Below are 23,299 nucleotides of genomic sequence, written 5' to 3' on the forward strand. Positions count from 1 at the left end.
GCGTGGTTAGTCTAAATTAACACCCAGACGGTGTGCGACTTCTTCATACGCTTCAATCAAACCACCCAGGCTTTGGCGGAAACGGTCTTTATCCATTTTGTCCAGAGTATTTTTGTCCCACAGACGGCTACCATCTGGTGAAAACTCATCACCCAGTACAACCTGGCCTTTGAACAAACCGAATTCCAGTTTGAAATCGACCAGAATCAGCCCGGCGTCATCAAACAGCTTTTTCAGGACGTCGTTAGCTTTGTAAGTCAACGCTTTCATCTGAGCCAGATGTTCTTTGCTCACCCAACCAAATGTTTCGCAATAAGATTCGTTCACCATCGGGTCATGCATGGCGTCATTCTTAAGAAACATGTCGAACAGCGGTGGGTTCAGTTCAATGCCTTCTTCAATCCCAAGGCGTTTTACCAGAGAGCCAGCGGCACGGTTACGCACAACACATTCAACAGGAACCATATCCAGTTTTTTCACCAAACACTCAGTGTCGGACAACAGCGCTTCCATCTGGGTTGGAATGCCCGCTTCTGCCAGTTTGGTCATAATGAAATGGTTGAATTTGTTATTCACCATACCTTTACGATCAAACTGTTCAATACGCGCGCCATCCCCTGCTGACGTATCATTGCGGAACTCGAGTACCAACAGATCCGGATTCTCGGTGCTGTATACGGTCTTCGCTTTGCCACGATACAACTCAGCTTGCTTTTGCATCTTTAATTACTCCAGGTTTAACGACCACTGAGTGGCCTGATGATGTTGAGCCAGGTAGCCAGACTCTTAACGCGAAATCAAGATACAAAGGGCCGGATAAACCGGCCCTGTGAATTACTTATTAAATGCGGCCTGGAAAACCGCCACCAACGCATCGTTTTGCGACTGCGTAAGTATGTGCCCTTTCGGGTCAGTAAACTGCAGGCTGCTGCGGTTATCTAAATCACCCACCTGGAGTTTGTAATCCCCGGAAGGCAAGTTTGGATCCCGTGCACCCAGTTCACTCCATGCGCTGTCAGAAACAGGTTTATACGTCACAGACAGGTTCCCCTGGGAACGCGTTCTGTCTGTTACTTTCATCCCTATTTTTTCCAGTGCGGCGGGCAGTTTATCCCAGACCATGTTGAATGGCGCACGTACCACCAGCATCGGTAACCCGGTATCATCGGCGCCGCTCTGGACATCGATTTCCCGAATCCCATGGTTGTTGGCATCCAATTGCGCATTCTGAGATTTATCAACACCTTCAGCGATATTGTTCAGCATTTCAGTGCTGTAACGCTGCATAGATGCGGCATCTGCAACTGGCTTTTCATTTTGCTCAAGGCTAAGCAGGCGGACAACAACAGCCTGTTGGTAACCTTGTGGTTTCACGCTGATTTGATAGCGACCACGATATTGTTCGTCTTCATCGGCACGATTCCACTGAACCCAGTCAGTAGTCAGGGTCTTGCTCGCATCATCACGCTTCATAACCGGGTAATTATGAGCCTGAACCGCGCTGACTACCTGCGCCCACAGTGCGTTATCGCTACCACGTTCCACTAATAATGTGGCTGTATCACCCGTAAACTGAGTACGCGCACCATTCACCAGCGCCAGTGGCTGTGCCGGTGGGCGAATATCCAGAGCCAGGCCTACGGCCCCTTTGCCACCACCTGGAGGAATGGTGTAATCACCGCTTTCAATCGGCAAAATCATGCCCGATGGCGCGTGCAATTCAGCAAGTGGCGTGGCGGAGAGGTAAGCCTCATTGCCATTTACCTGGCGTTTATAACGGGAATCGGAACTACAGGCTGCCAACAGCATAACCAGCGAAAGGCTGACAACTTTGGCGACCTGCGATTTCTGTACTGAATAAGCCATCAAATCTCCCTAACGTTACAGCAAACCGGCATGTTTGAGTGCGTTGGTAATGACCGGGACACTGGCATCTGTCAGTGGTGTCATTGGCAAACGCATCGTGTCGGTTGCTACAAGCCCCAACTCCTTACAGGCCCATTTCACCGGGATTGGATTGGGTTCTACAAATAATTTATGGTGCAACGGCATTAAACGTTTATTGATTTCGCGCGCCTGCGCAAAATGACCTTCGGCAGCCAGACGGCAAACATCCGCCATCTCGCGCGCCGCAACGTTAGCTGTTACGGAAATCACACCATCACCACCAAGTTGCATAAAATCCAGTGCGCTGGCGTCATCACCACTTAACAGGATGAAATCATCCCGAACCAGGTCTTTGATCTGGTTAACGCGACTTAAGTTCCCGGTTGCTTCTTTAATCCCGATGATATTTTTTATTTTAGACAAACGCGCTACCGTCTCTGGCAACATGTCGCTCCCGGTACGGGACGGCACATTATACAGAATTTGCGGCAAACTCGTATTTTCAGCGATAGCTTTAAAATGCTGGTACATACCTTCCTGAGTAGGACGGTTGTAATAAGGCGTGACTGTCAGGCAGCCAACAACGCCAGAATCGTTAAAGCGTTGCGTTAAAGAGATGGCTTCAGAAGTGGCATTGGCACCTGTACCTGCAATAACCGGTATACGGCCATCAGCCAGTTCCAGTGTCAACATGACGACATCACCATGCTCATCATGACTCAGTGTGGCAGATTCGCCAGTCGTCCCTACTGAAACAATCGCCGACGTTCCGTTATCGACATGATAATCAACCAGTTTTTTCAGGCTTGACCGACAGACATTACCTTTAGCATCCATCGGTGTAATAAGCGCAACAAGACTTCCCGTGAACATTGCCCATCCTCTCCGCAAACAAGTGCGTCAATGGTACGTTTTGTAATGTCAGAAAAGCAAGCGCACAAAGGCTTATGCGCGGTTGTACACAGGTTTTTTTTGTGCTTTCCTAATGTAACTCCATCGTTTCGCAGGAAGATTCCGTTTGACGCCTTCATCACAACATTATCTGGTCATCACAGCATTGGGTACGGATCGCCCAGGGATCGTGAACACAATCACCCGCCATGTCAGCAGTTGCGGCTGTAATATTGAAGACAGCCGGCTGGCAATGCTGGGCGAAGAGTTCACTTTTATCATGCTGCTTTCTGGCTCCTGGAACGCCATTACGCTCATTGAGTCAACCCTGCCGTTGAAAGGGGCCGAGCTGGATTTACTGATTGTGATGAAGCGAACGGTCGCTCACGACCGCGAAGCGATGCCATCAACCGTGTGGGTTCAGGTGGAAGTAGAAGACTCACCGCATATTATTGAGCGCTTCACCGCTTTATTTGATGAATGGCACATGAATATTGCTGAACTGGTCTCCCGCACCCAACCTGCACAGGATAATTTGCCGCCACAGTTATATATTCAAATTACGGCGCACAGTCCGGCGTCGCAAAATGCATCAGAAATCGAGCAGGCATTCAAAGACCTGTGTACAGAACTCGATGCACAAGGCACTATTAACGTGGTGAATTACCAACAGCAAGATGAATAAAGACGGAGAGTCGTAATGAACCCACTGAAAGCCGGTGATACCGCACCGAAATTTAGTTTGCCTGATCAGGATGGCGAACAAGTAAATTTGACCGACTTCCAGGGACAGCGTGTTCTGGTCTACTTCTACCCCAAAGCAATGACACCAGGATGCACCGTTCAGGCCTGTGGCCTGCGCGATAACATGGATGAATTAAAACAATTCAATGTTGAAATTTTGGGCATCAGTACAGATAAACCAGAGAAGCTTTCACGCTTCGCAGAGAAAGAACTTCTGAACTTTACGCTGCTCTCTGATGAAGACCACCAGGTTTGTGAGCAATTTGGCATCTGGGGAGAAAAGAGTTTCATGGGGAAAACCTATGACGGCATACATCGCACCAGTTTCCTGGTTAATGCCGACGGTATTATTGAGCATGTATTTGATGATTTTAAAACCAGTAATCACCACGACATCGTGCTGGGCTGGTTGAAAGCCAATAGCTGATAGCTGCCTTCGGGCTCTGAATAATATAAAGCCGGCGGTATGCCGGCTTTTATCATAGTTAGGCGAACGTGCAGCTATGCGAGCCCTGCTCACCCGTTGCTGTTTCAGGACAACCTGTCCTCACGGCTGACACTTTCCGGCCACGCATGGACAACCGCTTTAATTAACGTTGCCAGCGGAATGGCGAAAAATACGCCCCAGAAGCCCCACAACCCACCAAAAATAACCACCGAAAGAATAATAACCAGTGGATGTAAGTTCACCGCTTCTGAAAATAATACCGGCACCAGTAAATTACCATCGAGCGCCTGAATAATCAGGTAAGCAACGAAACAACTCCAGAACTCTGTGCCCAGGCCAAACTGGAACATCGCCACCCCAACCACTGGCACAGTAACAACAAACGCGCCGATATAAGGGATCAGCACAGATACCCCAACCAACACAGCGAGGAGCAGCGAATAATTCAGCCCAAATAACAGGAAGCAAATATAAGACACCACCCCGACAATCACCATTTCCACCACTTTACCGCGAATGTAATTGGTGATTTGCTGGTTCATTTCTATCCATACCTGGCCTGCCAGCCCACGGTTTTTTGGCAGAACCCGGCGTACCGCGTTAATCATCTGGTCTTTATCTTTCAACAGGAAAAAAACCATTAACGGCACCAGTACCAGATAAATGGATAATGTGAGTAACCCCACTAATGAAGCCAGCGAAAATTTCACGACAGAATCGCCCACCGTAATCATCCTGGCTCGCAAGTTTTCCGCCATCGCATCAATAATACCGGCATCCATTAACGCCGGATAACGCTTGGGCAATGTCGCCGCGTAGTCCGACAACTTATTGAGCATGCCAGGCATGTCGCGGATCAGGTTTATACCTTGCTGCCATGCCACCGGCCCAACAAAAAAGACCATCAGCAGCAAAATCCCGGCAAAGAGAATCAGCACCACAGAGGTAGCCAAACGGCGTGAACACCCCATGCGTTCAAGGCGTGTTGTGGGCCACTCCAATAAATAGGCGAGCACAATGGCAACCAGTAGAGGTGCCAGCAAACTATGAAAAAAGAATAAGATCCCAAAACCGAAAACCAGAATTACCAGCAATGCAATCGCTTCCGGGTCACTGAACCGGCGCCGATACCACTGCATTAACATTTCGAGCATAGTTTTCTTCCCTGTCCTCATTAGCAAAGCATCTGGCGAATTGTATCTAAATGTCACAAAAAAGACTTCGTTTTTTGTTTCTTTGCGCGGCGCGATATTCTTTATATATCGATACAGTAGTGTTATGTAATTGCTCTTGTTACCGTGGATGACTGTGCGATACTGCAGGCGCCATCTGTAAGGTGGCACAGGTAAAGCAGAAGACCTGATTACACCATAACAACAGGAAGAGAGTTATGTTCAGTGTGTTAAAAAAATCATTGGTTGCATCGCTGATGCTCAGCACGCTTGCCGGGCAGGTTGCTCCGGCATTTGCCAGTGGTACCGATGATTTGCCAGATATGGGCACCTCAGCGGGCAGCACATTATCAATCGGCCAGGAAATGGAGATGGGGGATTACTATGTCCGCCAGTTGCGAGGCAGTGCACCGCTTATCAACGATCCGCTATTAAGCCAGTACATTAACAAGCTGGGGATGCGTCTGGTTTCACATGCAAACTCAGTAAGAACGCCATTCCACTTCTACTTAATTAACAGCGATGAACTCAACGCCTTCGCATTTTTCGGCGGCAACGTTGTTCTGCATTCTGCCTTATTCCGTTTTTCAGATAACGAAAGCCAGTTAGCCTCTGTCATGGCGCATGAAATTTCCCACGTCACACAACGCCACCTGGCGCGTGCCATGGAAGACCAGAAACGCAATGCTCCTCTCACCTGGGTGGGAGCATTGGGCTCTATTCTGCTGGCAATGGCGAACCCTCAGGCAGGTATGGCAGCACTGACCGGTACCCTGGCTGGCGCTCAGCAGGGCATTATCAGCTTCACACAACAAAATGAACAGGAAGCTGACCGTATTGGTATTCAGGTGCTGCAACGCTCAGGTTTCGACCCACAGGCAATGCCTGCTTTTATGGAAAAATTGCTCGACCAGTCGCGTTATGCATCACGCCCGCCTGAAATTTTACTGACTCACCCATTACCGGAAAGCCGCCTGGCCGATGCGCGTAACCGTGCTAACCAAATGCCTCATGTCGTGGTGCAGTCATCAGAAGATTTCTACATGGCGAAAGCACGTGTATTAGGCATGTATAATTCCGGGCAAAATCAGCTAACCAGTGACCTGCTGGATACCTGGTCAAAAGGGAATATTCGCCAGCAACATGCGGCGCAGTATGGGCGTGCAATTCTGGCACTGGAAGCCAGTAAATATGCTGATGCCAATAAACTTCTGCAGCCGCTATTGTCTGCTCAACCAAACGACCCCTGGTATCTTGATCTCGCGACCGATATAGACCTTGGCCTGAAAAAAAATACCGAAGCCATAGCCAGGTTACAAAAAGCACCCGATTTACGTAACAACCCGGTGCTCCAGCTCAACCTGGCAAACGCGCTTATTCAGGCCGGGCAGAATGAGCAGGCCGCGCAAATGTTGAACCGCTATACCTTCAGCAACCCCGACGACACCAATGGCTGGGATTTGCTGGCTCAGGCAGAAGCGGCGCTTGGTCACCGTGACCAGGAACTGGCTGCGCGGGCAGAAAACCTGGCTCTCACTGGAAAAATAGACCAGGCCATCACAACTCTTAGCTCAGCGAGCTCACAAGTAAAACTGGGTAGCCTGCAACAACAACGCTACGACGCGCGTATTGACCAGTTGCGCCAGTTGCAACAACGTTTTCGGACATATGAAAAGAGGTAACACAGCACAATGAAACCGGCAGTCACTATTTATCACAACCCGCGTTGCTCCAAAAGCCGTGAAACTCTGGCATTGCTGAAAGAAAAACAGATTGAACCAGAAGTGGTGTTTTATCTGGATACACCGCCTTCTGCCAGCACAATAAAAACGCTGCTAAGCCAGTTAGGTATGGACAGTGCCCGCCAGTTAATGCGCACGAAAGAAGCACTGTATAAAGAACTTAATCTTGCTGATGAAACCAGTGAAGATGCGTTGATTGACGCCATGACCAGGCACCCGAAGTTAATTGAGCGCCCTATTGTAATTAGCAACGGGAAAGCCCGGCTGGGCAGGCCGCCTGAACAAGTGCTGGATATTATTTAACAGAGAGTAACGCAGCGCCTGGCGCTGCGTTTTCACACTGGTGCAGCCGTGCGCAGTGCTGGGGTTCCTGTTCGAAGTACAACCGTTCGAAGCGCGACAGCTCGCAATACTTCGGCTTGAAGTACTACGGTTTGAAATACCACGGTTCTAAATATTATGGTTAGTAATACTACAGATTGAGAATTTCTTTAACGAAAGGAATTGTCAGCTTTCTCTGTGCGGTAATAGAGGCTTTATCCAGATGATCCAGCGTCTGGAACAGCGTTCGCATTTCCCGGTCAAGGCGTTTAAGCAGAAAACGGCCTACGTCTTCGGGTAATTCAAAACCACGCAACCGCGCCCGCAATTGCAAAGCCTGTAGTTTATCTTCATCAGAAAGTGGTTGAAGCTTGTAGATTTGCCCCCAGTCCAGGCGTGAGGCAAGGTCGGCAAGTTGCAGGTTCAGCTGTCGTGGAGGGCGGTCACCCGTAATAAATAAACGCGTTTTGCCAGATTCCAGAATGCGGTTATACAGGTTGAAAATCGCCATTTCCCACAATGCATCACCGGCTATACACTCAATATTATCTATGCAGACCAGTGAAAGTTGCTCCATGCCGTCCAGTACTTCCGGCACAAACCAGGTGCGTTTATCCAGCGGGACATACCCAACCGCTTCACCACGCTGAGAAAGCTCAGCACATGCAGCGTGCAGCAAATGGCTGCGCCCGCCCCCTTCTCGTGACCAAAAATAGATATACCCGCTATGTTCCTGCCGCAGCACATTTTGTACTGCTGCTAACAAAGAAGGATTATCACCCGGCCAAAAACTCGCGAAAGTTTCATCGTCAGGAAGATAGAGAGGCAAAGAGAGCTGTGCCGGCGTGTTCAGAAGGACCTCAGTTTGGGCTTACCAAAAAACAGATGTAGTGTAACACAGAAACACATGGTGAATGAACCGGGCAGCACAGGGCTGCCCGTTATCATATCAGGACTTCGCCGGGGCGTTATCATCGCCACTTTCGTCTTCAATAACTTCTTCCGGGCGTAACACAGAGATTACTTTAAAAATCAGGCTCAGGCAGACACCAACAATCGTTGCCAGCGCCATCCCTTTTAGTTCAGCCGCACCAATGTGCACTTTCGCGCCACTCACCCCGATAATCAAAATCACCGCAGTCAGAATAAGGTTTTGCGCTTTACTGTAATCCACTTTAGATTCAATCAGCACACGGATACCGGATGCGCCGATTACGCCGTACAACAGCAGTGAAACACCCCCCATTACGGGAACAGGTATGATTTGAATCGCTGCCGCCAGTTTACCCACGCAGGACAGCAGAATCGCGAACACAGCAGCACCGCCAATAACCCAGGTGCTGTAAACACGGGTGATAGCCATCACACCAATGTTTTCACCATAAGTGGTGTTAGGTGTGGAGCCAAAGAACCCGGAAAGGATGGTGGATAACCCATTTGCCAGCATTGAACGGTGCAGGCCCGGGTCACGAATCAAATCTTTTTTGACGATATTCGCAGTCACGACCAGGTGCCCGACATGCTCAGCAATAACTACCAGCGCAGCAGGTAAAATGGTGAAAATCGCAAACCACTCAAACTTGGGAGTATAAAAAGTTGGTAAGGCAAACCAGTGGGCTTCACGAATTGCAGTGGTATCCACAACCCCCATAGCAAATGAAAGTGCGTAACCCGCAAGCACACCAATCAGAATTGGGATAATGGCGAGAAAACCGCGAAACAGCACTGACCCAAGGATAGTTACCGCCAGAGTTGTGACAGAAATAATCACAGTGGTGCTGTCTGCGGGTTTACCATCTGCAGGTAATAACCCGGCCATGTTGGCTGCCACACCAGCAAGCTCCAGCCCGATAACGGCAACAATTGCCCCCATCGCAGCGGGTGGGAACATCACATCCAGCCACCCTGTCCCGGCTTGTTTCACAATCAGCGCGACAATACAAAACAACACGCCGCACATAATGAAGCCACCCAGAGCCACTTCATAGCCTAAAGGTAACAACAGCAGGACGGGGGAAATAAATGCAAAGCTAGAACCCAGATATGCCGGGATTTTTCCTTTACAGATAAATATATAGAGCAGTGTCCCCACGCCATTGAACAGCAAAACGGTTGCCGGGTTAATATGAAACAGAATAGGCACCAGCACGGTTGCGCCGAACATGGCGAACAAGTGCTGTAAACTAAGGGGGATGGTCTGCAACAACGGTGGTCTTTCGCTCACCCCGATAGCGCGGCGCGTCATAGTGTGTTCCTCAGTGATGTTATGTTGTGTAATAGCGTGGTGATTTCACCAAAAAAAAGCCGACTCATTAGTCGGCTTATTGAATAATTATTTCGTTCCAAAAATCTTATCGCCCGCGTCACCAAGACCGGGAATAATGTAACCGTGCTCGTTGAGCCCCTTGTCAATGGATGCGGTGTAAAGCTCAACATCCGGATGCGCTTTCTCCAGCGCCGCAAGGCCTTCTGGCGCAGCCACCAGCACCAGCACTTTAATACTGTGGCAACCTGCTTTCTTCAACAGGTCAATTGTGGCAATCATCGAACCACCCGTTGCCAGCATCGGGTCAACCACCAGCGCCATACGTTCGTCAATGTTAGACACCAGCTTCTGGAAATAAGGAACCGGCTCCAGTGTTTCTTCATTACGGTAGATACCGACAACACTGATTCGGGCACTGGGCACATGCTCAAGCACGCCTTCCATCATGCCAAGGCCTGCACGCAAAATAGGTACAACGGTGATTTTCTTACCTTTGATTTGCTCAACAGCCACCGGGCCATTCCAGCCTTCAATGGTAACTTTCTCTGTCTCTAAATCGGCTGTTGCTTCGTAAGTCAGCAAACTACCCACCTCAGAGGCCAACTCCCGAAAGCGCTTGGTGCTAATATCATGCTCACGCATCAGACCCAGCTTATGTTTGACGAGTGGGTGTTTCACTTCCACAATCTTCATACTCTTTCTCCCCCAGACAGGTAGCAGCCACAAAAAAAATCGCCGGATTATACCGCTTTTTCTGAACGGTTCCACCTTTCACTCCCAGTTAAGGCTTGATCGGGATCAACTGCGGTGGAATTGCCCGGCAGCAAAGATTTCTGCGTTCAGGTTTCAGAATAGGCTCGCAAACGTTTGCCTGCACTGTTAGAATTGCCGCGATTTTTAGCGCACTACCCGGAACACGCCACATTTGTACGCGCAAGCTTGCCTGAATGCTGGCCTGGGTAGCGCACCAACCGCAACCGCGTGGGGACTTAGCAGTGACCGACAAAACCTCTCTCAGCTATAAAGATGCCGGTGTTGATATTGACGCAGGTAACGCTCTGGTCGACCGAATCAAAGGTGTCGTAAAAAAAACCCGCCGTCCTGAAGTTATGGGTGGTTTGGGCGGATTCGGCGCACTGTGCGCTTTGCCACAGAAATATCGTGAGCCTGTACTGGTTTCCGGGACTGATGGTGTTGGCACCAAACTGCGTCTGGCGATGGATCTTAAACGCCACGATGCCATTGGTATCGATTTGGTTGCTATGTGTGTCAATGACCTGGTAGTACAAGGTGCAGAACCCCTGTTCTTCCTTGATTACTACGCTACAGGTAAGCTGGATGTAGATACAGCTTCTTCCGTTATCACAGGTATCGCTGAAGGTTGTCTGCAATCTGGCTGTGCACTGGTTGGTGGCGAAACGGCAGAAATGCCGGGTATGTACCACGGTGAAGATTACGATGTCGCTGGTTTCTGTGTTGGTGTGGTAGAAAAATCAGAAATCATTGATGGCAGTAAAGTGGCTGACGGCGATGTGCTGATAGCGCTGGGTTCCAGCGGCCCGCACTCCAATGGCTACTCACTGGTACGTAAAATTGTTGAAGTCAGTGGTTGCGACCCGTTAACCACTCAACTGGAAGGCAAACCTCTGGCCGACCATTTACTGGAACCAACACGCATCTACGTTAAACAAGTACTGGAATTAATCAGCAAAGTTGACGTGCATGCCATTGCCCACTTAACAGGTGGCGGGTTCTGGGAAAATATCCCTCGCGTACTGCCCGACAACACTCAGGCGGTTATCAATGAAGCCTCCTGGCAGTGGCCTGCTGTGTTCAGTTGGTTGCAACAGGCTGGTAATGTCAGCCGCCATGAAATGTACCGCACCTTTAACTGTGGTGTGGGAATGGTGATTGCCGTTGCTGCCGCAGATGCCGCGAAATCCCTGGAACTGCTGCGCAACCTTGGTGAAAACGCCTGGGAGCTTGGTGCAATTAAAGCATCCAGTGATGAACAGCGTGTGGTCATTGCGTAATGAAAAAGATTGTGGTGCTGATTTCCGGTAATGGCAGTAACCTGCAGGCTATTATTGATGCCTGTAACCAGAACAAAATCAACGGCACCCTTTCTGCTGTTTTCAGTAATAAAGCCAGTGCGTACGGGCTAACCCGTGCCAGTGAAGCGGGCATTCCGGCTTTTTCTCTCGACCCAAAATCGTTTGAAAGCCGGGAAGCTTTTGATAACGCTTTGATGGCGCAAATTGATGCTTACCAGCCTGATGTCGTTGTGCTGGCCGGGTATATGCGTATTTTGAGCCCGGCCTTTGTAAGCCACTATCTGGGCAAAATGGTCAACATCCATCCGTCATTACTGCCTAAGTACCCGGGGCTGCACACTCACCGCCAGGTACTGGAGAATGGTGATAAAGAGCACGGAACTTCCGTGCATTTTGTCACCGAGCAGCTTGATGGTGGCCCGGTTATTTTGCAGGCGAAAGTTCCGGTTTTCGATGGCGATGATGAAGAGATTATTGCCGCGCGGGTTCAGGTTCAGGAACATGCTATTTACCCACTGGTCATTAACTGGTTTCTTTCAGAACGCCTGGTGATGCACAGTAACCATGCCTGGCTCGATGGCCAGCGCCTGCCTGCTCAAGGCTATGCAGGTGACGAATAATTATCTGGCAGAGGTGCAGCTTTTGCCCTCTGCTTAATTTACAAAAGCCCGTCAGTTACTTTTTCTCTGCTTACCTTCACCCACTCTGTTAGTTGTTTTTGCGCTTTTATTAGTCAATCAAGTCGCTCGCTTTCTTGTCATACTGTTATGACATTATTGGACATTCCCGGACAAAGCTCGCCATAATAGTTATTGCAGGATGGTCAGGCGTGTCCTCTGTTTTATTTACCGGAGTTGAAGGATTCATGGGTCTGGATAAGTTATATATAGATAAAGAACTGAGCTGGCTGGCTTTCAATGAACGCGTACTCCAGGAAGCCGCAGACAAAAACAACCCACTCATTGAGCGTATGCGCTTTCTTGGCATCTACTCCAACAACCTCGACGAATTTTACAAAGTACGTTTCGCGGAGTTAAAACGGCGCATTCTTATCAGTGAAGAGCAAGGCAGTAATGCTCACTATCGCCACCTGATGGGCAAGATTCAGTCCAAGGTATTAAAGACCGATCAGGAGTTTGATGGGCTGTACAATGAGCTTCTGCTGGAGCTGGCGCGCAACCAAATATTTCTCATTAACGAGCGCCAGTTGTCAGATAACCAGCAAGTCTGGTTAAGAGAATACTTCAGGCAACATTTGCGCCCCTATATCGCGCCTATTCTTATCACCCGCGAAACCGACCTGGTGCAATTTCTTAAAGATGATTTCACCTACCTGGCAGTCGAAATAATCAATGGCGATGTGGTGAACTATGCGCTGCTGGAGATACCATCCGATAAAGCGCCCCGCTTCGTTAACCTGCCACCAGAAACACCTCGTCGGCGCAAGCCAATGATCTTACTGGATAACATTCTTCGTTATTGTCTGGATGATATTTTTAAAGGCTTTTTTGATTATGACGAACTGAATGCCTACTCCATGAAGATGACCCGTGACGCAGAATATGACCTGGTCACAGAAATGGAATCCAGCCTGCTGGAACTGATGTCCTCCAGCCTGAAACAACGCTTAACCGCAGAGCCGGTGCGTTTTGTTTACCAGCGCGATATGCCGGCAGAAATGGTGGAATTGTTGCGCGAAAAACTCTCTATCTCACGCTACGACTCCATTATTCCTGGTGGGCGCTACCACAACTTTAAAGACTTTATCGGCTTCCCGAATATTGGCAAACCCAACCTGCTCAATAAACCCCTGCCGCGCCTGCGCCATTTGTGGTTCGATAAATTCCGTAACGGCTTTGATGCTATTCGTGAACGGGACGTACTGCTTTACTACCCTTACCACACCTTTGAGCATGTGCTTGAACTGTTCCGCCAGGCATCGTTTGACCCGAATGTACTGGCTATCAAGATAAACATTTACCGGGTTGCCAAAGATTCGCGCCTGATTGACTCAATGATTCACGCGGCGCATAACGGCAAAAAAGTCACAGTGGTCGTGGAATTGCAGGCGCGTTTTGACGAAGCCGCCAATATTCACTGGGCAAAACGGCTTACTGAAGCCGGCGTTCATGTTATTTTCTCGGCGCCCGGGTTAAAAATTCACTCCAAACTGTTCCTGATTTCTCGCCGTGAAGGTGATGAAGTGGTGCGCTATGCCCATATTGGTACAGGTAACTTCAACGAAAAAACCGCCCGGTTGTATACCGATTATGCGTTACTCACCGCCGACCAGCGGATAACCAATGAAGTACGGCGCGTGTTTAATTTTATTGAAAACCCCTATCGCCCGGTGAATTTCGACCACCTGATTGTGTCACCGCAAAACTCCAGGAATATGCTTTACAAACTGGTTGACCAGGAAATTGCGAATGCTCAGCAAGGTATCCCTGCGGCTATTACACTGAAAATCAACAACCTGGTTGATAAAGGCCTGGTAGACCGGTTGTATGCTGCTTCTTCTGCCGGTGTTAAAGTCAACCTGCTCATTCGCGGCATGTGTTCATTAATACCTGATTTAGAAGGGATTAGTGAAAATATTCGGGTTATCAGTATTATTGACCGCTACCTTGAGCACGACAGGGTCTATATTTTTGAGAATGGCGGCGACAAAAAAGTCTATTTGTCTTCTGCCGACTGGATGACGCGCAATATCGACTACCGTATCGAAGTGGCTGTCGCGTTGTTGGACCCGGTGTTGAAACAGCGCGTTCTGGATATTATTGAGATACTATTTAGTGATACAGTGAAGGCGCGTTTTATTGATAAAGAACTGAGCAATCGTTATGTGCCCCGCGGTAACCGCCGCAAGGTACAGGCGCAACTGGCGATTTACGATTATCTCAAATCCCTGGAACAACCTGATTAATCTATGCCAATAACCAAACATACTCCCCGCCCTGAAGAATTTGCGGCGGTCGACCTCGGCTCCAACAGCTTCCATATGGTCATAGCGCGTGTGGTCGATGGTGCGATGCAAATTATCGGTCGCTTAAAACAACGTGTGCATCTGGCCGATGGGCTGGATGATAACAGCATGCTGAACGAAGAAGCGATGGAGCGCGGGTTATCCTGCCTGGCGCTGTTCGCCGAGCGCCTGCAGGGGTTCAGCCCGGACAATGTTTGTATCGTCGGCACGCATACCTTACGTCAGGCACGTAATGCCACGGAATTTCTCAAACGTGCGGAAAAAGTTATCCCCTTCCCGATTGAAATTATCCCGGGTAATGAAGAAGCCCGCCTGATATTTATGGGCGTGGAGCATACTCAGCCGGAAAAAGGCCGCAAGCTGGTTGTGGATATTGGTGGTGGGTCAACTGAACTGGTTATTGGTGAAAACTTCGATCCTGTTCTGGTGGAAAGCCGCCGGATGGGGTGTGTGAGCTTTGGTCAAACCTTCTTTCCCAACGGGGTTATCAGCCCGGTAGCATTTAACCGGGCAAGGCTCGCCGCAGTACAGAAACTGGAAACACTGGCGTGGCAGTACCGCCTGAAAGGTTGGGATGTGGCAATGGGGGCATCGGGCACAATTAAAGCTGCCTGTGAAGTCTTGCTTGCCATGGGGGAGAAAGACGGCATGATCACCCCGGAACGCCTGGATAAACTGACCACTGAAGTGCTGAAATATAACCATGTGCTCAACCTTTCATTACCTGGTCTTTCTGATGAGCGCAGGGAAGTCTTCCTGCCAGGCCTCGCCATTCTGTGCGGGGTGTTTGATGCACTGAAGATCAAAGAACTACGTTTATCTGACGGGGCACTGCGCGAAGGTGTGCTGTATGAAATGGAAGGCCGTTTCCGCCACCAGGATATTCGTATCCGCACTGCGCAGAGCCTGGCGAACCAATACAATATTGATGATGATCAGGCGCGTCGTGTACTGGAAACAACCACATATTTGTTTGATCAATGGCAGGCTGCTAACCCAAAACTATCTAACCCACAACTGGCCGCACTCCTGAAATGGGCCTCCATGCTACATGAGATAGGGCTTAATATTAACCATAGTGGTATGCACCGCCATTCTGCTTATATTCTGCAAAACAGCAACCTGCCTGGTTTTAACCAGGAACAACAAACGCTGATGGCGCTGTTGGTGCGTTTTCATCGTAAGGCCATCAAACTGGATGAGCTACCGCGGTTTACACTGTTTAAAAAGAAACAGTACCTGCCATTGATTCAGCTACTACGCCTTGGCGTGTTACTGAATAACCAGCGCCAGGCGACTACCACGCCGCCATCGCTGGTGCTGACAACAGACGAGAACCACTGGACACTGTGCTTCCCCCATGACTGGTTCAGCCAGAATGCGCTGGTATTACTGGATTTAGAAAAAGAACAGCAATATTGGGAAGCCGTGACTGGCTGGAAACTGACTATAGAAGAGGCTCAGCCGGAAGAGGCATCTGCGGCCTGATTCCCTCTGGTTACAGTTCTTACCTGGTGGCGGGCAAACAGGCTATTTGCCCGACATTATTTTGCCCCAGGGGATTAAGCAGGCTCCACTACACGGCTGTGAGCCGGGTTACCATGGTCAAATAATTTTTCGATAGGCTCCGGGTGGCCAATATAATACCCTTGCAGGTAATCAACCCCCATCTGTTTAACCGCTTCGCAAATAGCTTCGTTTTCAATATATTCCACGACAACTTTCATCCTCTTCACCCGAGCTAACTGGCAAATGGACTCAACGATTTGGTAGTCCAGGCTACTGGTCAGTATGTTGCGCACAAAGCTGCCGTCAATTTTAAGAATATCGGCTTCCATTTTTTTCAGGCGCGCATAACTTGCATATCCAGAACCGAAATCATCAATCGCGATACTGCACCCCAGTGCCTGCAACCCGGCAAGATTATGCCTTGCCTGTTCTACATTGGTTAATTCATCTGTCTCCGTCACTTCAAGCACCAGTTGCCAGGGTTCCACTTCGAAACGCGCCAGTTGATGGGAAACCTCACGCACCAGCCCATTATGGCAAACAGAGGCGGGAGATAAATTGACAGACAACCTGATGCCACGCTGGCGCTCTTTATGGCGCTGTATAAATGCCAGGCTATGTTCCAGTACCCAAAAGTCCAGGCGAGAAGACAAGCCGAATTCGCAGGCTACTGGGAAAAATACTTCCGGAGATATCACTTTGCCACCAGGCCCGGACATACGCAGTAGCACTTCATACCAGGTATCCCCACGAACACCCTGAATAGGCTGCGCCAGCAAACGGAAATGATCATGTTCCAGCGCTTCCTGCAGCATATTCATCATCGCTACTTTTTTTCGCATATCTTCCTGCAACGGGTGAAGCTGGCTGTCCAGTAAGCCTTCCACGCGGCGAGTGGTCAGCGAAAACTCGGCCATAGTGCTCAACTCACCCAGCAGCAAAGGCAGGTGATTTACTGGCGGCAAAGCAACACAGTAACTAATACCGGTTTGCGGTTGAAAAACCATGCCATCCCATAAGAAGCGAAACTGTTGAATTGCCTCACTCAAATGATTAAGGCGCTGCTCATCATCGTCGCTGTTATTCAAACGCAATACCAGGTCATGCCCGGAGAGGTTATACAGATTTTCTGTTTTCCCTCAGGCTTTGGCTCAAATACATGCCCAAATGTTGTTTATAGTGAATGCGAAACAACAGACCATAGTTGCGGCCCAGAATTTCCAGTTCCGGTATGCGGATAAAACATAGCAGTGAGCTGGCATATTTACTGGTATCGCGTGTCAGAGCCCGTAAATTATGGAGTTGGAAAACGGGGTCAATTAATGCCAACTGGCGCACATGAAAAAATACTGCACGCTGGCGAGTGGTCATCGCCGCCATTAGCGCAATAGTGAAAGAAAAAACCATCCAGCAAGAAGATGTTATTGCCAGTTGCAGAGCAAAATCTTCGCCATCAGGTACATAGTTACCAAAGTAGCGGCACAGGACAATAAGGGAAATACCCCACACCGTGGTGATAAACAAATAACCAAAACGCATAGCCGCCCACAGCATTAGCGGTAATAGCAACGTAAAGGTATAGCTGGTATTAAAAATCGTACTGGAAGGCCCCGGTTTGGAGACCATCAAAGCCACCAGCACCCCGGTGAGAAAAAACCAGGTCAGTATTTCAGGCAGATGTACATGCGGGTGAAACTGTTTTTTTAGCCGCAACCAAAAAATACGGCAAAAAGACGGGTTGCGAATGGCGCGGATAATGAAATAGCACAAGGGCATTCCGGAGATTGTGCCAACCATTAATGACTGGAAATTAATCAACGTGCGAATATTCAGTGGTTCAGCACCGTTAAGGCTGTAATAACCATCAAGAAAACCAAGGAAAACAGCCAACTGATACCAGACAAGAAAGATAGAGGAATAAATTAACACCAGCCACATGCAACGCGAGAAAGTGAGGCTCAGTGAGCCAAAGATGACCCGGTAGCGCCGCCAGACAAACACCCGGTAACCAAACCAGCACAGCGCCAGAGGCCCCACCATCAGCAAGATGGCATTCAGGGTATAGCTAAGACCATAACCGGGGAAGTAACGCACAAAGATAGCCAGCGCGATACCCGGCAACGCCGCCCAGTCGAAAATCAGCATGAGCGCCATGAACAATGCATGAGGCAGGTAATAGAGCACAGTACGCCCGTCATCAAGAACGGTAAAAGTGTTGCACCATGCTGCGAGTGGCAATAAAAACAATGGCAGCAAACCCGGTAATGCCCACCACTGATTTTTATTACGTTGATACCAGCTCTTCATATTGCCCGCTTAACCTCACCCAAAAATCTGTGGCGGTGAATGCTCCCTTCGTTGCGCCAGGAGCCTGACTGAAATGGCGTGCAATTTTAGTGCCCTCCCACCCTTTTAATTTGATGCAGATCAATCCATGCTGAATTGTTAACCAGCGCAGGCGCTGAATGCACGGTTTTAGCGAAAATACAGATATTTCCCTTTTGAATTATCTGAACAGCACACCACATATCGAGTGCAGGCATGCCTTTTTAGTGATTAAGAATTGACCTTATAACAGAGCTGTGCCTAAATAAGCGTATCGCCCATTTGGGTTTACTACAGGTTCCATTTCGTGACAAACGCCACCACTATGCGCAGACGACACCGATTTAACAGCCGAATAGCACGAACAGTGTTGTTAATCAGCTTTTTATTCTTCTTTGGTCGTTTTGTTTATTCCGCCATTGGCGCATGGTATCACCACCAGAACAAAATCCAGTCTCAGCAATCCAGCCTGAGTATCGATGCCACCTCTCAGCAACAATCACAACAGTAGCACGCAATGATTTAAAAATTTTGCCGGGTAAACAGCCCCGTTTGCCGGTACTGGCTGGCAGACAGAACCCTCTGCATCTGTGCTGTAAGGCTCAGCCAGTAAAGTGAAGGCCACAATCCAGACACACGCCCTGGCGGCTTGCTTGCGCCCTATTAACAACCCATGCCCGGTAATGAAGATGCTGGAATAGCCGTCGGGTTCGAGTGCAAACACACAAAGCACAGGTTGCCTGTGGTTAAGAGCGGCTGTTTTACTGTCATTCCCTCAGACCATTAGCTGGTGAATTTACGCATAAAAATAATTGCTACTTTTCAGGCCACTACTTTTAAACAGATCTGTATTAAATACCAGTATCAATAGCGGTATTAATTACCGCCATTGATATTTCTTGAATAACATTATGGAACAGCAAGCACCGCACAATTACACAGGTCATCACTTTCAAACTGCGTAATATCACCAGCCTGCAATCCAGGAACCGGAAATACACGCACAGTAAGTGGCTTATTTAAACGAAAAGCCATCGTCCCGGTATCTCTCATTAAAGCAGCCAGTTTTTCAACAGAGACATCACCAGGTACAGGAACGGTATCCAGGCCAATGCCACAAACAGCGCTGTATGTCAGTAAAGCACGAATATCAAAGTTTGCTTTTACAGAGCCATCCGCTAATCCTTTATCTTCAGTTAACGCAAGCATTAATCCGGAAAAACCCACTAACTCGGTTTCTTTGACTGATTTGAATACCTTCGTCAATAAAGCAGATACTTCGACAGTACCTGCTGCGCCAAAGTATTCCACGCCCATTTGTTCATAGACTTCGGCCATACTGGCACAGTTTTTTGATGGTGCGGCTGAGCTATCAAAACCGGAGAATTTGAAAGGGAATTCCATTTCTGCATCAGCCATAATCTGTTGAATTGCAGAGATATGATACTGAAGAGCTGTATGCAGTATTTTATAATAACTGCTGAACCGTTCATTATGGCTGGTGGCTTTTGTTTCGGCATTAAAAGCTTTCAGTGTGCTGACCAGCAAATCGGGTGTTTCCAGGCCAATGACAAAACAATCCCCTAACTCTTTCTGATGGTACCCGGCCGGGAAATATGGAATGAGCGGTTTACAGTTGAAGTTAACGGTGAAATTAAAATTACCTTCCCCACGAGGCGTTATCGCACTGATTTTTTTCACGCATATAGCAGCGTTGTTTATGAGTTCATTATCGAGAACACCAAACTCATCCTGGGGAACATTCACACATGCATTGCATAAATCCCCAAACTCACTAATGAGTTCAGGAAGCAACTCAACCTCTCTTGCGGTTTTTGCTTCGCCAACAGCAAACCTGACCCTTACTCCTGACTGGCTATGTTCAGCGAGTAAATCACTAATGTAACGTAAATCAGCCCGGGCGCTCTCTAAACTGCTTAAATTGAGATATTCCCCAAATGGATTGGTCACCACCCGAACAGACTGTACCGTATAGTGATGTTTTTTAAACTCAGCAATTAACTCTGATAAAAATTTTGAAGCCCGGTTAACTTCACCTTTCCAACTTTCTTTATCACTATTTAAAGATAAAAATGCCGTTACCGTCCGTATTTTACACAGTGCTTTATCTTTATAATCCACCCGACACTCCCTATATATTTTCACCATAACTGAAAGGGCTAACGAAACAATGACTGACACACAAAACCATATCAAACCTGAGGCAATCAGAGCTAAATTATACTGATAACAACAGGTTTTGCATTCTCCTGGCCAGTAGATTCATACAAATACAGTGGCTTTTAGCATACTGGTAATATGTAGCATGCTGGTTGGGCGTTGCAGTTGCGGCTTACTGGATTACCCCACTGCTGATCTCATGATTACTGCAGGCCAATGTTGTAAGTGGTAAGCAATCAGCCCCGGCCACCACACTTATACAGTTCATCAACAATGCACTGGTTTTTGTTGCCAAAAAACCAGCTTGCTTCTGCCCCAAATTCATCCAACACCTGGTATCCAGGCTTCTTTGTCTTGTCAGTCCTTGACCCACATACGTTAATAATAGATTATGACAGTGATTGTGAATTTGTGGTTATACAGACATGCTCTGTAATTTTTTCGATTCTCAATCGAATAAGCCGGTGATAGCTGTGTATTACGTTCCCAGCGTCAGTATTTTATGAGAGTTCCATAAAAATACGCCTACTGAGAAGACACTGTTATACATACAGGAAACATAGATGATTTTAACTATAGATGATAAAAGAAATCGAGATTTCATAGAACCAGAACATTATGAGGAAATATTTAATTCACAAAGAACAATATCATTTACTGGCACTGCGCTCAGTGTTTTTAGCTCGGCAGATATAGAAAAGAGAATTGCAGAGCTGGAACAATTAGAGCAGGATAAGAAGTTCGTTTTTGTAGGTGAAAAACACTGGCTTAAAAAATTCCTTGAAGAAAGCAGAAATATTAAATTCTCCAGATATCACCAATGGGTGAAATTTCAATTAATTGACGTACTGGGAATCAAGTTCTCTCTTTCTCCATTCAGTATTAAAGATGATTTTCCTAAAGAGTGTTGGCTCGCTACAGTTGATGTATCAACATACTTAATCAAATCAGATAAACTGGACAGCAAACAGTTTGAAATAGATACCCCCGAGGAACTGGAGCTCATGGTGTGCGGTAACAACGATGGAATTTCCCCTGCTCACTTAATAAAACTCTACGAATATCTTCACGACTATGAATATATTATAGGCAGAGACGTTTTTAAAAACCGGAATGCTGATTTTTTGTATGTTGGTGGGTTTGGAGTAACAAATATTGAAGAGCCTAACAAATGGGACCTGTATGTAGATGATAGTTCAGGTTCCGGTGGTACAAATCTTAATATTCAATATCGACAATTATGGAGATCATAATTGCGTGTAACCACTCATGTGAATAGACGCATGTACATTCGTCAATTGCAGTTTTAATTTATAGGCTTGAGGTATCTTCCATGGGGCACAATTGAGCTTAACATTAAGCACCATGGTGAGAAGGAGGGATTTATGGGCTTGTTCTCTAAACCTAAAAGTACCGGGGTATTAAAGTGGGAGCGTATTGACAATGAAGGAGGCCCCAGAGACTCCTGGAGAGCCAAAGTACATGGCGGATGGCTATTTATTACATGGTGGGGGGCGAACTATGATGGAAGTGGAACCACATTTATACCAGACCCTAAGCATGAGTGGCATGCTTGATTCGAAAGACTAGTACTACATACCATGGTCAAACCATGCCTGGTGTTGCCAGATATTGCCAAAAATGACTAATCCAAAAATAAAAAAAGTCCGCAATTACGTGGACTTAAGTATTATTTAGTGACTGTTAATGCCAGACCTTTCTTAAAGGAGCCCCACTCAATGGTTTAGAAACCATCCAACATCTTGTTATCACAGAGTTTTACGAAAATCATTTTCAGACGATACCGTAATCAATACCGTCAAAATGATGGAATTCGTGATATTAATCATATTGTTATGATGATTTACAAACACGCTCTTTAGACTCGAATTATTGCCGTACAACACGCATTAGGGCTATCAGGCCATGATCAGACGCTTAAACAGCAGCTGCTGGACGTCCTGCCGATGTGCCAGGATCGCATGCGCGGTCACTAACGTTCCGTCTACGGAATACAAAACCCGGTAGCCTTCAGCGTGGTTAAACTCCCGGTATTTGGCGCAGCCAATTTTCAGCAATTCGGGGCAAATCTGGCAGTCCAGGGGGAACTGGCCTACGGTACTCTCAAACTGTGTGAGAATATCTGCGATAACCGGACGCGGCTCAACATCAACGCGCTTCAGGAAACTGGCTATTGTGCCGATGCAGTGCTTTACCGTCAGCGTGTACTCAAAAGTCACCTGCTGTTCCATGAAAATCCTTTAACGTTGAGCGCGCTGCGTTTAATCCGCAATTCCATCCAGCAACTCGTCTTTCGAGAACACGCGCCCTTCCGCTTTATCTTTCTCTGACAGGGTAAGCAGCTTCAGCAAAGCAATGGCGTTCTCCCGTTCCTGCTGCTGGTCATAAGACTCTATAACGTAAGCAGGCACACCATTTTGTGTGACCAGGATGGGTTCTGACAGATCAAGCGTTGCTGCGTTCTTTTTAACGTAGCTGATTGTCTCTACTTTCATATTGGTCCGCCTAATGGTCATGTCTCGGTTTTAATATAGACTATATTTAGACCACCAACAAGGTCTCATGCCCCCCTGCTCTTCTAAGAAATAGGCCCAGATTAAGTACAGAGTTCAATTTGTTCCTGCCGGAAGCTGATTTCTTCCACTCACTGAAAGTGGAATGTATCCACAGGTGCACATAAATAAAAACCCCCTGTAAAAACAGAGGGTTGATTGCAGTTTTATCTATTCATGAATACTTAGGAAGGGTTATC

The 23,299-nt window shown here is 47.8% G+C and carries 23 protein-coding genes; 10 read left to right on the forward strand and 13 right to left on the reverse strand.

The features are described 5' to 3' along the window. Nucleotides 1-6 precede the first annotated feature (6 nt). The 3 genes from purC to dapA all read right to left on the reverse strand — a co-directional run bounded on the left by purC (nt 7) and on the right by dapA (nt 2,760). On the reverse strand, nt 7-720 hold the full coding sequence (gene purC, locus DT73_RS23950) for a phosphoribosylaminoimidazolesuccinocarboxamide synthase (protein ID WP_036116295.1): 714 nt from the start codon (nt 718-720) through the stop codon (nt 7-9). 114 nt (nt 721-834) lie between these two features. Beyond that, on the reverse strand, nt 835-1,866 hold the full coding sequence (gene bamC, locus DT73_RS23955) for an outer membrane protein assembly factor BamC (RefSeq protein ID WP_036116296.1): 1,032 nt from the start codon (nt 1,864-1,866) through the stop codon (nt 835-837). Between the two features lie 15 nt (nt 1,867-1,881). Further along, nucleotides 1,882-2,760, reverse strand: a complete 879-nt coding sequence (gene dapA, locus DT73_RS23960; protein ID WP_036116298.1) for a 4-hydroxy-tetrahydrodipicolinate synthase — start codon at nt 2,758-2,760, stop codon at nt 1,882-1,884. A 145-nt stretch (nt 2,761-2,905) separates the two neighbouring features. On the opposite strand from dapA, the gene DT73_RS23965 reads away from it, so the two are divergent. Both DT73_RS23965 and bcp read left to right on the forward strand, forming a co-directional pair. Beyond that, nucleotides 2,906-3,463 carry a glycine cleavage system transcriptional repressor gene (locus DT73_RS23965; RefSeq protein WP_036116300.1) on the forward strand — a complete coding sequence of 186 codons (558 nt, stop codon included), beginning with the start codon at nt 2,906-2,908 and terminating at the stop codon, nt 3,461-3,463. Between the two features lie 15 nt (nt 3,464-3,478). Further along, nucleotides 3,479-3,949, forward strand: a complete 471-nt coding sequence (gene bcp, locus DT73_RS23970) for a thioredoxin-dependent thiol peroxidase (protein WP_036116302.1) — start codon at nt 3,479-3,481, stop codon at nt 3,947-3,949. Nucleotides 3,950-4,053: 104 nt separating this feature from the next. Here the strand turns inward: bcp and DT73_RS23975 are convergent, their stop codons facing one another. Beyond that, complete coding sequence (locus DT73_RS23975) at nt 4,054-5,124, reverse strand: AI-2E family transporter (protein ID WP_036116305.1); 1,071 nt, start codon at nt 5,122-5,124, stop codon at nt 4,054-4,056. A 236-nt stretch (nt 5,125-5,360) separates the two neighbouring features. Between DT73_RS23975 and bepA the strand changes: the two genes are divergently transcribed. Both bepA and arsC read left to right on the forward strand, forming a co-directional pair. Further along, nucleotides 5,361-6,824, forward strand: coding sequence for a beta-barrel assembly-enhancing protease (bepA, locus tag DT73_RS23980; RefSeq protein WP_036116307.1), 1,464 nt, complete (start codon nt 5,361-5,363; stop codon nt 6,822-6,824). A 9-nt stretch (nt 6,825-6,833) separates the two neighbouring features. Beyond that, nucleotides 6,834-7,187, forward strand: a complete 354-nt coding sequence (gene arsC / locus DT73_RS23985; RefSeq protein WP_036116309.1) for an arsenate reductase (glutaredoxin) — start codon at nt 6,834-6,836, stop codon at nt 7,185-7,187. Nucleotides 7,188-7,356: 169 nt separating this feature from the next. Here arsC and DT73_RS23990 read toward each other — a convergent pair whose 3' ends face one another. The 3 genes from DT73_RS23990 to upp form a co-directional block, all read right to left on the reverse strand. Next, on the reverse strand, nt 7,357-8,058 hold the full coding sequence (locus DT73_RS23990) for a DnaA inactivator Hda (protein WP_072007010.1): 702 nt from the start codon (nt 8,056-8,058) through the stop codon (nt 7,357-7,359). Nucleotides 8,059-8,154: 96 nt separating this feature from the next. Further along, the gene (gene uraA, locus DT73_RS23995; protein WP_036116313.1) at nt 8,155-9,450 is read right to left on the reverse strand and encodes a uracil permease; all 1,296 of its coding nucleotides are present in this window, start codon (nt 9,448-9,450) and stop codon (nt 8,155-8,157) included. Nucleotides 9,451-9,537: 87 nt separating this feature from the next. After that, nucleotides 9,538-10,164 carry a uracil phosphoribosyltransferase gene (gene upp, locus DT73_RS24000; protein WP_036116314.1) on the reverse strand — a complete coding sequence of 209 codons (627 nt, stop codon included), beginning with the start codon at nt 10,162-10,164 and terminating at the stop codon, nt 9,538-9,540. Nucleotides 10,165-10,466: 302 nt separating this feature from the next. Between upp and purM the strand changes: the two genes are divergently transcribed. From purM to ppx, 4 genes are all read left to right on the forward strand, one after another. Next, on the forward strand, nt 10,467-11,504 hold the full coding sequence (gene purM / locus DT73_RS24005; RefSeq protein WP_036116470.1) for a phosphoribosylformylglycinamidine cyclo-ligase: 1,038 nt from the start codon (nt 10,467-10,469) through the stop codon (nt 11,502-11,504). Further along, nucleotides 11,504-12,145 carry a phosphoribosylglycinamide formyltransferase gene (gene purN, locus DT73_RS24010; RefSeq protein WP_036116316.1) on the forward strand — a complete coding sequence of 214 codons (642 nt, stop codon included), beginning with the start codon at nt 11,504-11,506 and terminating at the stop codon, nt 12,143-12,145. Before purM ends, purN begins: the two co-directional genes overlap by 1 nt. 245 nt (nt 12,146-12,390) lie before the next feature. After that, a complete protein-coding gene (gene ppk1, locus DT73_RS24015; protein WP_036116317.1) occupies nt 12,391-14,451 on the forward strand; it encodes a polyphosphate kinase 1 in 2,061 nt (686 codons plus the stop codon). Nucleotides 14,452-14,454: 3 nt separating this feature from the next. Beyond that, nucleotides 14,455-15,999 carry an exopolyphosphatase gene (gene ppx / locus DT73_RS24020; RefSeq protein ID WP_036116318.1) on the forward strand — a complete coding sequence of 515 codons (1,545 nt, stop codon included), beginning with the start codon at nt 14,455-14,457 and terminating at the stop codon, nt 15,997-15,999. A 74-nt stretch (nt 16,000-16,073) separates the two neighbouring features. Here the strand turns inward: ppx and DT73_RS26895 are convergent, their stop codons facing one another. After that, on the reverse strand, nt 16,074-17,108 hold the full coding sequence (locus tag DT73_RS26895) for an EAL domain-containing protein (RefSeq protein ID WP_235234589.1): 1,035 nt from the start codon (nt 17,106-17,108) through the stop codon (nt 16,074-16,076). A 28-nt stretch (nt 17,109-17,136) separates the two neighbouring features. Beyond that, the gene (locus tag DT73_RS26900) at nt 17,137-18,327 is read right to left on the reverse strand and encodes an MASE1 domain-containing protein (protein WP_235234593.1); all 1,191 of its coding nucleotides are present in this window, start codon (nt 18,325-18,327) and stop codon (nt 17,137-17,139) included. Between the two features lie 343 nt (nt 18,328-18,670). On the opposite strand from DT73_RS26900, the gene DT73_RS25755 reads away from it, so the two are divergent. Then, on the forward strand, nt 18,671-18,856 hold the full coding sequence (locus DT73_RS25755; protein WP_369792679.1) for a YfgG family protein: 186 nt from the start codon (nt 18,671-18,673) through the stop codon (nt 18,854-18,856). Here the strand turns inward: DT73_RS25755 and DT73_RS24030 are convergent. Further along, nucleotides 18,845-19,069 carry a hypothetical protein gene (locus DT73_RS24030; RefSeq protein WP_152552563.1) on the reverse strand — a complete coding sequence of 75 codons (225 nt, stop codon included), beginning with the start codon at nt 19,067-19,069 and terminating at the stop codon, nt 18,845-18,847. The genes DT73_RS25755 and DT73_RS24030 overlap by 12 nt on opposite strands. 185 nt (nt 19,070-19,254) lie before the next feature. Next, a complete protein-coding gene (locus tag DT73_RS24035; RefSeq protein ID WP_036116320.1) occupies nt 19,255-20,487 on the reverse strand; it encodes a DUF711 family protein in 1,233 nt (410 codons plus the stop codon). Between the two features lie 602 nt (nt 20,488-21,089). Here DT73_RS24035 and DT73_RS24040 point away from each other — a divergent pair. After that, nucleotides 21,090-21,779 (forward strand): hypothetical protein, encoded by a 690-nt coding sequence (locus DT73_RS24040; protein ID WP_036116322.1) that lies wholly within the window; start codon nt 21,090-21,092, stop codon nt 21,777-21,779. 666 nt (nt 21,780-22,445) lie between these two features. Here DT73_RS24040 and DT73_RS24050 read toward each other — a convergent pair. Then, complete coding sequence (locus DT73_RS24050) at nt 22,446-22,778, reverse strand: hypothetical protein (protein WP_036116323.1); 333 nt, start codon at nt 22,776-22,778, stop codon at nt 22,446-22,448. Between the two features lie 30 nt (nt 22,779-22,808). Continuing rightward, nucleotides 22,809-23,042 carry a type II toxin-antitoxin system Phd/YefM family antitoxin gene (locus DT73_RS24055; RefSeq protein WP_036116324.1) on the reverse strand — a complete coding sequence of 78 codons (234 nt, stop codon included), beginning with the start codon at nt 23,040-23,042 and terminating at the stop codon, nt 22,809-22,811. Nucleotides 23,043-23,299 lie beyond the last annotated feature (257 nt).

Source organism: Mangrovibacter sp. MFB070, assembly GCF_000705335.1.
GTDB lineage: Bacteria > Pseudomonadota > Gammaproteobacteria > Enterobacterales > Enterobacteriaceae > Mangrovibacter > Mangrovibacter plantisponsor.

Bases quoted from the DNA above. Each gene is read 5' to 3' on its own strand.
- arsC (WP_036116309.1), top strand. From the start codon at position 6,834: ATGAAACCGGCAGTCACTATTTATCACAACCCGCGTTGCTCCAAAAGC.
- ppk1 (WP_036116317.1), top strand. From the start codon at position 12,391: ATGGGTCTGGATAAGTTATATATAGATAAAGAACTGAGCTGGCTGGCT.
- DT73_RS24040 (WP_036116322.1), top strand. From the start codon at position 21,090: ATGATTTTAACTATAGATGATAAAAGAAATCGAGATTTCATAGAACCA.
- dapA (WP_036116298.1), bottom strand. From the start codon at position 2,760: ATGTTCACGGGAAGTCTTGTTGCGCTTATTACACCGATGGATGCTAAA.
- bcp (WP_036116302.1), top strand. From the start codon at position 3,479: ATGAACCCACTGAAAGCCGGTGATACCGCACCGAAATTTAGTTTGCCT.
- DT73_RS25755 (WP_369792679.1), top strand. From the start codon at position 18,671: ATGCGCAGACGACACCGATTTAACAGCCGAATAGCACGAACAGTGTTG.
- DT73_RS23975 (WP_036116305.1), bottom strand. From the start codon at position 5,124: ATGCTCGAAATGTTAATGCAGTGGTATCGGCGCCGGTTCAGTGACCCG.
- uraA (WP_036116313.1), bottom strand. From the start codon at position 9,450: ATGACGCGCCGCGCTATCGGGGTGAGCGAAAGACCACCGTTGTTGCAG.
- ppx (WP_036116318.1), top strand. From the start codon at position 14,455: ATGCCAATAACCAAACATACTCCCCGCCCTGAAGAATTTGCGGCGGTC.
- purC (WP_036116295.1), bottom strand. From the start codon at position 720: ATGCAAAAGCAAGCTGAGTTGTATCGTGGCAAAGCGAAGACCGTATAC.
- DT73_RS24055 (WP_036116324.1), bottom strand. From the start codon at position 23,042: ATGAAAGTAGAGACAATCAGCTACGTTAAAAAGAACGCAGCAACGCTT.
- DT73_RS26900 (WP_235234593.1), bottom strand. From the start codon at position 18,327: ATGAAGAGCTGGTATCAACGTAATAAAAATCAGTGGTGGGCATTACCG.
- DT73_RS24050 (WP_036116323.1), bottom strand. From the start codon at position 22,778: ATGGAACAGCAGGTGACTTTTGAGTACACGCTGACGGTAAAGCACTGC.
- bamC (WP_036116296.1), bottom strand. From the start codon at position 1,866: ATGGCTTATTCAGTACAGAAATCGCAGGTCGCCAAAGTTGTCAGCCTT.
- purN (WP_036116316.1), top strand. From the start codon at position 11,504: ATGAAAAAGATTGTGGTGCTGATTTCCGGTAATGGCAGTAACCTGCAG.
- bepA (WP_036116307.1), top strand. From the start codon at position 5,361: ATGTTCAGTGTGTTAAAAAAATCATTGGTTGCATCGCTGATGCTCAGC.
- upp (WP_036116314.1), bottom strand. From the start codon at position 10,164: ATGAAGATTGTGGAAGTGAAACACCCACTCGTCAAACATAAGCTGGGT.